12 protein-coding genes and 1 tRNA gene are annotated in these 8,855 nt (G+C 50.7%); 3 read left to right on the top strand and 10 right to left on the bottom strand.

The window, feature by feature from the left end:
* Window positions 1–92 precede the first annotated feature (92 nt).
* Window positions 93–1,445, top strand: coding sequence for an MATE family efflux transporter (locus WMO24_RS10520; protein WP_353963950.1), 1,353 nt, complete (start codon window positions 93–95; stop codon window positions 1,443–1,445).
* A 46-nt stretch (window positions 1,446–1,491) separates the two neighbouring features.
* On the opposite strand, the gene WMO24_RS10515 is transcribed toward WMO24_RS10520, so the two are convergent.
* The 6 genes from WMO24_RS10515 to WMO24_RS10490 form a co-directional block, all read right to left on the bottom strand.
* Complete coding sequence (locus WMO24_RS10515) at window positions 1,492–1,692, bottom strand: hypothetical protein (protein ID WP_349216397.1); 201 nt, start codon at window positions 1,690–1,692, stop codon at window positions 1,492–1,494.
* Window position 1,693: 1 nt separating this feature from the next.
* Entirely contained in the window at window positions 1,694–2,368 is a 675-nt protein-coding gene (locus tag WMO24_RS10510) for an ABC-2 transporter permease (RefSeq protein ID WP_349216396.1), read from the bottom strand.
* On the bottom strand, window positions 2,365–3,231 hold the full coding sequence (locus tag WMO24_RS10505) for an ABC transporter ATP-binding protein (RefSeq protein WP_349216395.1): 867 nt from the start codon (window positions 3,229–3,231) through the stop codon (window positions 2,365–2,367). The genes WMO24_RS10510 and WMO24_RS10505 overlap by 4 nt, the downstream gene beginning before the upstream one ends.
* Complete coding sequence (locus WMO24_RS10500; RefSeq protein ID WP_349216394.1) at window positions 3,231–3,605, bottom strand: GntR family transcriptional regulator; 375 nt, start codon at window positions 3,603–3,605, stop codon at window positions 3,231–3,233. Before WMO24_RS10500 ends, WMO24_RS10505 begins: the two co-directional genes overlap by 1 nt.
* A gap of 123 nt (window positions 3,606–3,728) precedes the next feature.
* A complete protein-coding gene (locus WMO24_RS10495; RefSeq protein WP_349216393.1) occupies window positions 3,729–4,367 on the bottom strand; it encodes a type I phosphoribosyltransferase in 639 nt (212 codons plus the stop codon).
* Window positions 4,368–4,458: 91 nt separating this feature from the next.
* Window positions 4,459–6,006, bottom strand: a complete 1,548-nt coding sequence (locus tag WMO24_RS10490) for an ArnT family glycosyltransferase (protein ID WP_349216392.1) — start codon at window positions 6,004–6,006, stop codon at window positions 4,459–4,461.
* A 153-nt stretch (window positions 6,007–6,159) separates the two neighbouring features.
* Between WMO24_RS10490 and WMO24_RS10485 the strand changes: the two genes are divergently transcribed.
* Complete coding sequence (locus WMO24_RS10485; RefSeq protein ID WP_349216399.1) at window positions 6,160–6,636, top strand: CBS domain-containing protein; 477 nt, start codon at window positions 6,160–6,162, stop codon at window positions 6,634–6,636.
* Window positions 6,637–6,684: 48 nt separating this feature from the next.
* A tRNA-Pro gene (locus WMO24_RS10480) sits at window positions 6,685–6,761 on the top strand.
* 61 nt (window positions 6,762–6,822) lie between these two features.
* On the opposite strand, the gene WMO24_RS10475 is transcribed toward WMO24_RS10480, so the two are convergent.
* The 4 genes from WMO24_RS10475 to WMO24_RS10460 all read right to left on the bottom strand — a co-directional run bounded on the left by WMO24_RS10475 (window position 6,823) and on the right by WMO24_RS10460 (window position 8,768).
* Complete coding sequence (locus WMO24_RS10475) at window positions 6,823–7,470, bottom strand: site-specific integrase (RefSeq protein WP_349216398.1); 648 nt, start codon at window positions 7,468–7,470, stop codon at window positions 6,823–6,825.
* Window positions 7,471–7,569: 99 nt separating this feature from the next.
* The gene (locus WMO24_RS10470) at window positions 7,570–7,725 is read right to left on the bottom strand and encodes a hypothetical protein (RefSeq protein WP_349216391.1); all 156 of its coding nucleotides are present in this window, start codon (window positions 7,723–7,725) and stop codon (window positions 7,570–7,572) included.
* Window positions 7,726–7,859: 134 nt separating this feature from the next.
* Window positions 7,860–8,570, bottom strand: a complete 711-nt coding sequence (locus tag WMO24_RS10465) for a hypothetical protein (RefSeq protein WP_349216390.1) — start codon at window positions 8,568–8,570, stop codon at window positions 7,860–7,862.
* A gap of 24 nt (window positions 8,571–8,594) precedes the next feature.
* The gene (locus WMO24_RS10460) at window positions 8,595–8,768 is read right to left on the bottom strand and encodes a hypothetical protein (protein WP_349216389.1); all 174 of its coding nucleotides are present in this window, start codon (window positions 8,766–8,768) and stop codon (window positions 8,595–8,597) included.
* Window positions 8,769–8,855: the final 87 nt, after the last annotated feature.

The following is an 8,855-nucleotide window of genomic DNA, read 5'->3' as shown; positions in this document are numbered from 1 at the left end:
GACGGCTGCACGGCCGCCCCGCTTCTTTTTCAGCTTGCGCGTATGGGAAAAAAGGCCTATACTCGAAAGAAGTGAGATTTGAACGGAAGGAAATGGCGATGGACAAAGAATATCTCATTCGTGAAAAGCCGGCAAAGGCACTTTTGGCTTTTGCTTTTCCCATGATCGTGGGAAATCTGTTCCAGCAGTTTTACACCATGGCGGATTCCATGATCGTAGGACGCTTTGTGGGAGAAGATGCTCTGGCGGCGGTCGGAGCTTCCTACTCGCTGACCACGGTGTTCATCTCCATTGCCATTGGCGGTGGCGTGGGTGCTTCGGTGCTCACCAGTCAGCACTTCGGCGCCCGTCAGTACGAACGCATGCGCACATCCATCGATACGGCGCTGCTTTCGTTTCTGGCGCTCAGCCTGACGCTGGCCGGGATTGGTCTGGGGTTCGGTACGCAGATTTTGCAGCTGCTGAACACGCCGGAAAATATCATGGCAGATGCCACTACCTATCTTCGAATCTATTTTTTGGGGCTGCCCTTTCTGTTTATGTACAATGTGCTGTCCTCGGTGTTCAACTCTCTGGGTAAGTCCCGCATCCCGCTGTATCTGTTAATTTTTTCGTCGGTACTGAACATTGTTTTGGACTATGTTCTGGTGCGGTATGGCCATTTGGGCGTGGCGGGCGTGGCCTGGGCCACACTGATCGCCCAGGGGCTTTCGGCGCTTTTGTCTTTTTTGATCCTGCTTCGCCAGCTCCGGGAATACCGGCAGGCGGGCAGCGTGGTCTGTTTTGAAGGGGCGGAGCTGGGGCGTATGGCCCGTGTGGCATTGCCGTCTATTTTGCAGCAGTCTACGGTGTCCATCGGAATGATGCTGGTGCAGTCCGTGGTCAACGGGTTCGGCTCGCAGGTGCTGGCAGGCTACACGGCGGCGTCCCGGCTGGAAAGTTTCTGCATTGTGCCCATGGCTGCCATGGGCAATGCCATCTCTTCCTACACTGCGCAGAACATCGGCGCCAAACGTCTGGACCGCGTGCGCAGCGGTTATCGGGCCGGCTATGCCATTGTGGCGGGCTTTGCCGTTCTGCTTTGTGTGCTGTTTGAACCCGCCCCGGAATGGTTTATCTCTCTGTTTTTGGGGGAAGACGGCACCGCAGCTGCGCTTCAGACGGGAACGGCTTATCTGCGGTTTATCTGCTGGTTCTATGTGCTGATCGGCCTGAAGATGCTCACCGACGGATTGCTGCGGGGCGCACGGGATATGGTCATGTTTACAGTTGCCAACATGGCCAACCTGTTTTTGCGGGTTTTTGTGGCAGTGGTGTTTGCGCCGCGGCTGGGTGTGGCGATGGTTTGGTATGCAGTTCCTCTGGGCTGGCTGGTCAACTATCTGATCTCCTTCGCCCAGTACCGGACGGGAAAATGGAAGCAGAAAAGCCTGCAAAGTTCATAATGTTTTCCGCAAAATGGAAAAGCGTCCGCATAAGCGGACGCTTTTTTTACAGTCGGTTCAAATGTTCGGGCTTCACCCAGTTTTCCAGATAGCCACAACTGCGGCAGATGTAGCGCTCTACCAGCACCTTGTTGCCTTTGTGAAGACCGGTGTATACGTTGATCCCGCGGCTGAACAGCCATTCCGAGGCAGGAATGAGGACAATGTCGGTCCCGCCGCATTTGGGACAGCAATGGGTGTTTCGCATATCAGTACTCCTTCTGCTCCATGATCCGGATGGAAACCCGGCAGGAAACGAGAACGATCACCGCAAGAGCGGCAAGGGCAATCAAAATGACCACAGGCCAGTTGACGCTGGACCAGTCCATATTCGCCAGCCAGGGGCCCCAATAGGAGACCGTGGGGAAAATGGCCACAAAGGGGACCAGGAACGTCAACGTTGTAGGGATGCGCGATTTTTCTATGCCGAGTTTGAGATAGAGCGGAATATCCACGGAAATCACAAGGGAGTAAATAATCAGGATCGCCAGGCCACCGCCTACACCCAAAATCAGATTTTCCACGGCATCCTCTCCGTTGTGGAACAAAACCGTGTCCACGGCCGCACTGAACAGGCTGGCCAGAAGCCCCACTGCATACATGCCGCCATAGTAAATCAGGTATTTGGAGATCACCAGGTCCCTTGGCGTGATGGGAAGCGTCAATGCATAAGCGTTCCAGCGGGAGCTTTCATCCAGAGAAAAAATGGAGATCAGGCTCATGGTCACGCCCAGCATCAGCATGGCGGGCAGCATGGACATGGTTTTCATTGCGACGCCAATGATGAGATAAATCACCAGCAAAAGACCGATCTGGCGAATCAGGTATCCGCGAATGGAGTAGAAGTCTTTCAGAATGAGGCCGAAAATCGGATGTGTTTTCATACGGTTTCGTCGCTTCCTTTCACAAAAAAGGTCATGATGTCGTCAATGGATGCCGGTTCTGTCAGCAGCTCGGGATAGGCTTTCCGAACCAGCGGCGCATTGTCCACCAGAAATTCCAAATCGAACCGGCTTTCCCGGTGACCGAGGATATGCGCCTGCTCAAAGCGGGAAAGCTCTCCTTTGCCACATTTGCAAACAGCGAACCGCTCCAGCAGCGTATCCTTTTCCATTTGAAACACAATTTGTCCGTTGTGAATGAACACGATGTAGTCCGCCACCTTTTCCAGATCGCTGGTGATGTGGCTGGACAGCAGAATGCTGTGATTTTCGTCTTCGATGAATTCCAAGAACAAATCCAGAATTTCGCTGCGCACCACCGGGTCCAGGCCGCTGGTGGCCTCGTCCAGGATCAGCAGTCTGGGGTGATGGGCAAGCGCTGTGGCAAATGCGGCTTTGACGCGCATTCCGCGGGAGAAGTCCTTGACCGGCTTTTGCGCCGGAAGGGAAAAGCGCTTACAGAAGTCCTCGTACAAAGCGGCGTCCCAGCGGGGATGGAGCTTGGCCATGACAGAACCGATTTCCCGCATGTTCAAAACGGGGGAGAAGAAGCTTCCTTCCATCACAATGCCAATGTCTTCACCGATGAGACGGCGGTCTTTGACCGGATCTTTGCCAAAGACACGGATGTTTCCGCCATCGGTATGCAGCAATCCCAGAATCGATTTGATCGTTGTTGTTTTGCCTGCTCCGTTTTCACCGATGAATCCCACAATGGTGCCGGTCGGCACGTTGAAGGATACATTTTGCAGACTGAAATCCTTGAAATGCTTGGAAAGGTTTTGTACCTCAACCGAATATTCCATTATTCTTCCTCCCATAACAGCGAAAGCTGCTGAAAAAGTTCTTCGCGGGTTACACCGCCCCGCCGGGCAGCGTCCACAGCCTGCTGCAAAATATCCTCCGTCTGCCGCAGCGCTTCTTCGTGCAGCAGTTCGACATTTTGCGCTGCCACAAAACTGCCTTTTCCCGGTACGGTGACCACAAAACCGTCCCGCTCCAGGTCTTCGTAGGCTCGCTTGGTTGTGATAACGCTGATGCGCAGTTCCTTTGCCAAAGTGCGAATACCGGGCAGGGCGTCCCCTGCTTTCAGTTCGCCGGAAAGAATCTGCGCCTTGACCTGCGAGGTGATTTGCTCGTAGATGGGCTTGCCGGATGTGTTGCTGATCAGGATATCCATAGTACACCTCAAAGTAATTCTGTATATATACTGTATGAACAGTATATAACGGTAATTACAGTTTGTCAATAGATACGCAAAAAAATTCCCCATGCGGTGATCCGCATGGGGAAGAAAAATTTTTTAGAGTTTGGAATAGCCGAAGCTGTTGACCAGGGCGTCAATGCGCTGCCCGGCTTTGCACATGGGGCAATCGTGTACTGCGCAGCTTTGGTAATCCGGGATATCCTCCTGATGGAAGATGGCGTTAATGGGAAAGCCTTCCACTTCTGCCACATTGGAGAAAATCGAAGCAACGCCCGCTACCGTGCCGCCATAGTACGAAATGCACTCGGCGCTTTTCCGGACGGTGATGCCAGTAGTGACGCTGGCCATCAAAATCAGTACATGTTTATTCTGTACCATCGGCTGCAGATTGTCGCGGAAAATCAGCTGGCTGGTGCCGTTGGTTTCCGGGGTAATGACATAAATCGTGTTATGCGCATTCATGGAATGAAGGCCTGCCCGGGTCAGTTCCTGTGCCAAAAGCGTGCCCACCACCTGCATGCCGTCCAGGCATACAATGGTGTCGATCACCGTATTCAGCATGTAATCTCCCGCCAGATTCTGTGCCACTTCTGTCGCCTCGGAAATGCGGCTTTTCAGGGTGGTCATGTCAAGATAGTAGTTTACATGCGAGTGGTTGGTGGCAAAATGTCCGGGAACAACTTTCAGAGGAATGCTGCTGTTTTTGGTGTACAATTTGACAATGCGTTCTTCCATAAAAGCATCTCTCCATTTCAAAAAGCGCTCATTCTGTGGAATGAACGCTTTTTTTTATATTATCATGCTTCTCAAAAGAATACAATAAAATTCATGGATTTACCTTGGATTTGCACTTTTTGCACAAATAACGAGAGATAAAACAGGAGATATCACAGAGTCCCAACGCGGCATAGGGGACCAGCAGAACCGAATAGTTAATAATATAGAGGCTTTTGGCTTCCCAAAAGGTATGGAACACAAATCCACCGAACACGACCAGAACAGGGATCAAATACTCCGCACGCCAGTTCTTTCGTCTGTTCCAAAGAGCGGCTGCCGCACCGGTGTACAAAAGCGTCTGCAGCGCGTCGGCCCACAGGACCAATCCGTCGTGGACCGGCCCGGCATAACAGGCCTGAATCCAATTGGGTGCCAGCTGATCGGTCAATGCATTTTTGCTGATCCAGAAAGTCGCGTACGTAGGTTCGCACCATTGGCTGATGGTTTTCAATCCAAAAAAGTGCAGCGCGTAGCTTGGATGTGAACAGAACTCGGCGAAGCTGGTTCCAATGGAGGCAATTGCCTGTTGCGCGATGGCGTCGTTGTCGAATTGATGAAGCACATACAACATGTCGTTGTATTCATTGTACCAGCCCGGCGCCAGCGGCCCGGTTTGTAATCCCATGGCAATCCAGGCCCAGAAGGTTTCCCCGTTGTGCAGGTCATACCCGGAACGCTGTTCCATGACAAAAAGCAGCAGCTCTCCGGCACCGAGTGCCAGAATCACACATGCAGCCAGTCCCAGCACAGGACGCACAGATTTGCGGTGCAGTGCAGCTGTCAAAAACAGCAGTGCCAGACCGACCAGAAACACTGCACTGTTGGGTTTGGCAAGCATTGCCAGCATGATACATAAGGCAGAACCTGTATAAAAGCGGATTTTGCCACTGTCAGTGGCACGCAGCGCGAAGAATAGAGCTCCGACCGAAAAGGCAGCGGAAGCCAGTGTTCCATAGATAAAGGTGGACAGCAGGGCAATAGGATAAAAGGCAATGCACAAAAAAGCTGCCAGGCACAGGGCTTTTTTATCAGGATTGAAAAGTTCTGTCAAGCGAAGCAAAAAATACACAAGAAGTGCGGCAAAAAACGCGTTGAACAGTTGAAAGGCAAAGAAACAGTGCCCGGCTCCGAACAGTTTCATCACCAAGGCGGCCCAAAGGCTCGTGGCCAGCTGATAAGGAAACTGCGAAAAATAAGCACCCGGCCGCAAAAGCGAGTAATCGCCAACCAGAAGATTCTGTGCGTTTTGGTAAATGAATATTCGATCGGCGGTAGGCATTGTGTTGTTGAAGAATGCCCACAGCCCCCCAAAAACAAAAACGAACAGACACGCAAAAAGGATGATCCCACAGCGGGAGATCTTTTTACAGTGAGGCAGTACCCATGCGCTCAGTGCGAAAAAGATGCCGCAGCAGATCAGAACGGGCAAAAGCGAAGAACAGGAGTACTGGGGGATTTCGTCATAACTTTCTGGGAAGTATGTGGTGACAACCAAACTGCAAAGAGCCAGCGACGCACATAAAATAAGCGTACAAAAAAGAAAGAACACACGCACAAAGCGGTAGAAACGCGGTGCGTGAGAAATTTGATCCGGCATACAAGAGCCTCCTTTTGCTGCTTGTATCATCATACCAGAACAAGAACGCTTTTTACAATTCATTCATGCAAATTTGTTATCTGCATGGTATACTTTTAGTGGAAAGAAAAACCGCAGTTTTGACGTAACCGCGAGAAAAGGAACTTGGTGACCATGAATCTATTGTTTTTCTTGACGCCGAAAGCAGAAGTGGCGTACTTATACGATGATTTTACTGTCCGGCAGGCGCTGGAGAAAATGGAATATCATCGTTATTCTTCCATTCCCATTTTAAATCGGAAAGGGGAATATGTAGGGACTATTACAGAGGGCGATTTGCTCTGGGCCATTAAGCGAACACATAATCTGAATTTGCAGGAGGCAGAAGATATGCCTCTGATGAGTGTTCCCCGTAAGCACGATTATCAGTGTGTCTCCGTGGATACGGATATGGAGAAACTGATTGCGGCAGCTATGAAACAGAACTTTGTACCGGTGATCGATGGCAAAGAAAGCTTTATTGGCATTGTAAAACGCAACAGCATTATCCAGTTTTGCTATGATCGCTATAAGCAGGCGGAAAATTGTGTCGGATATGGGGCCGAAAGAAGAATTCGTTCACAATTCTCGCAAAAAAATATTGACAATTGATTTCGAATCCGCTATAATAATTTTTGCCGTCAGAAAAGACGGCAATGTCCGGGTGTAGCGCAGTTTGGTAGCGCGCTTGAATGGGGTTCAAGAGGCCGTGAGTTCGACTCTCGCCACTCGGACCAAGAAAAAACCACGTAGATACGCTATTTTATGGCGATTTCTACGTGGTTTTTTCATTGGTTTTTACTCATCATTTTGGACTTGACCACGATTTTGACCATTTTTGTAATGGTCTGTGGTGATCCCTGTTAATCTCTGAATGCTGTTTCGGCGCTTTGCGGGAAGCGCATGAGAGTAAATATCGCCGGTAATCCGGATGGTTGTGTGCCCCAACCAGTCAGATACAACTTTCAACGGAATATCCTGCTCCAATGCGCGGGTTGCAAAGGTGTGGCGCAAAGAATGTAGTGTGAAATTGGGCTCTTCGACTTCACTGATATCTTTGTGGAGTTCTTCGGCTCGGATGATACGCATTTGTTTTCGGATGAGTGCTAAGGTCTGTGCGACATGAGGCCGTTCCAATATTTGTCCGGTTTTGGTTGCGAAAATCAAATTGAGATCTGTGTAGGCGTTCCCGAGACGTTTTTTCTCCGCGTTTTGCAGTTCACGCTGACGTTTCAAAATTTCGATTGCTTCATCCAGAAGCTCCATATCACGAGAACGCTTTGTCTTGGTAGGGGCGAAGACCATGTGCGAGATATCGTTTTCATCGCGTTCCCGTCGTACGGCTTTTGTAATATGAAGAATCTTGTTTTCAAAATCCACATTATCCCACGTGAGTCCCAGTGCTTCTCCTGGTCGCAATCCTGTTGCAATTTGCAGCATAAACAGATTGGCGAGCCTCTGTCCGCGCAGCGCGCGGATAGCCGGAATGGAGAAATATTGAAATAAAAACCGATGAGCGCATGACGGACGCTCATCGGTTTTTTGTCAGAGTTTAATTCGGGCGACCTTTCCCCGGGGCGGATGTACGCATTTGCTGCTTAAAAGCCACAGCGCCGGAATGTTTTGGGCAAGCGCCTGCGGCGGAAAGGGAGTGTAACCGTCCGTCAGAACAATGATGCTGGCGAGCGGTTTTTTGGACATGTGCCTGCTTTCCTTAGCGCAGACAAACGGATTTCCGGTTCGTAAACAGTATAACGAAAGAGGTTGGACAAAAATGGTCCCTGTGCAAAAACACTCCCCCTGCATTTTTGACGAGGGAGTGTCTGCAATACAAGTTAGGCCCAAAGATCCCCGATTCGCACCAGGTCCGACGTGCAGAGAAGACCTTGACATGTAGCGTCAAACAGCTGTTCCGGAAGCGGCTTGCCGGAACGAATCCATTCCGACAGGAGCAAAAGATCCAGCGGCGGAACGGCTGTTTTGGGGGGCAGGCCTGTTTGACAAGGGTCGATTTCATCCAAAAAGAAAAATTCTTCCTTCAGCGTGAGGCCGGAAAGCCAAAACGAACCGTCCGCTTCGGGAAAGGTTCGGGATGCGTTGCGGCAAGGGACAATTTCCACCACAACGCTCCATAAAGGATCTCCGTATTTCTGCCGAAGAAGGATAAGATCTCCGGGATGGTAATCCTGTGCACGGCATAGAAGTATCCCGGGCACCTGCGCACAAGGTGCTTCTACGCCGATTCCGTTTTGATACAGTACCCACCGTGAATGAAGCGGCTGCCCGTCAAAACGAAACATCCATTCCCGCTTCCATTCGCAGTCCGGGCTGTATTCCCGAATGTCAAAAAAATAGGACCAGCCGGATGTCATCCATTCTTCCTGCGAGAGATCGTCCTCTTTCAGGAGATCTATTTGTCGATGGAAAAATTGTTTTCCGGCGGCATATGCATCGCCAAAAGAAGGAAACAAATCGACCACGGACGGATCGCGGAAGACCGGGGCACCACATTCCGACTGCAGAAAGCAGTTCAAAAAATAGATCATGGGACTGGCATCCTGTCCTTTCGTTTATTTTGGAATTTCGCGTTTCATGCCGCCGCAACGGACGCAGCGGAAGTTGACCCAGTTCTGGTTGCGGCAGCCTTCGCGGGCGCAGCCGATGGCACCGCATTTCGGGCAGCGGTACATGATCGAACCGCAGCTCTGTCCATTCGGCTTTTTCATAAAACAAACAGCACTCATTGAGGTTCATCTCCTTGTATTATAGAGTAGTAGTTATTAGAGCCCCTCTCCAAGGGCTGTGCTACACTGTAAGGGATGCTGTGGATT

The organism is Ruthenibacterium intestinale (assembly GCF_040096265.1).
Taxonomy (GTDB): Bacteria; Bacillota; Clostridia; order Oscillospirales; family Ruminococcaceae; genus Ruthenibacterium; species Ruthenibacterium komagatae.
Note: the sequence above shows the minus strand (reverse complement) of the source record. Positions and strands in the feature narration are given on the sequence as shown.

Coding starts and splice junctions, on each gene's coding strand:
- WMO24_RS10520 (WP_353963950.1), top strand. CDS start 93: ATGGCGATGGACAAAGAATATCTCATTCGTGAAAAGCCGGCAAAGGCA.
- WMO24_RS10485 (WP_349216399.1), top strand. CDS start 6,160: ATGAATCTATTGTTTTTCTTGACGCCGAAAGCAGAAGTGGCGTACTTA.
- WMO24_RS10500 (WP_349216394.1), bottom strand. CDS start 3,605: ATGGATATCCTGATCAGCAACACATCCGGCAAGCCCATCTACGAGCAA.
- WMO24_RS10470 (WP_349216391.1), bottom strand. CDS start 7,725: ATGTCCAAAAAACCGCTCGCCAGCATCATTGTTCTGACGGACGGTTAC.
- WMO24_RS10510 (WP_349216396.1), bottom strand. CDS start 2,368: ATGAAAACACATCCGATTTTCGGCCTCATTCTGAAAGACTTCTACTCC.
- WMO24_RS10460 (WP_349216389.1), bottom strand. CDS start 8,768: ATGAGTGCTGTTTGTTTTATGAAAAAGCCGAATGGACAGAGCTGCGGT.
- WMO24_RS10495 (WP_349216393.1), bottom strand. CDS start 4,367: ATGGAAGAACGCATTGTCAAATTGTACACCAAAAACAGCAGCATTCCT.
- WMO24_RS10490 (WP_349216392.1), bottom strand. CDS start 6,006: ATGCCGGATCAAATTTCTCACGCACCGCGTTTCTACCGCTTTGTGCGT.
- WMO24_RS10505 (WP_349216395.1), bottom strand. CDS start 3,231: ATGGAATATTCGGTTGAGGTACAAAACCTTTCCAAGCATTTCAAGGAT.
- WMO24_RS10465 (WP_349216390.1), bottom strand. CDS start 8,570: ATGATCTATTTTTTGAACTGCTTTCTGCAGTCGGAATGTGGTGCCCCG.
- WMO24_RS10515 (WP_349216397.1), bottom strand. CDS start 1,692: ATGCGAAACACCCATTGCTGTCCCAAATGCGGCGGGACCGACATTGTC.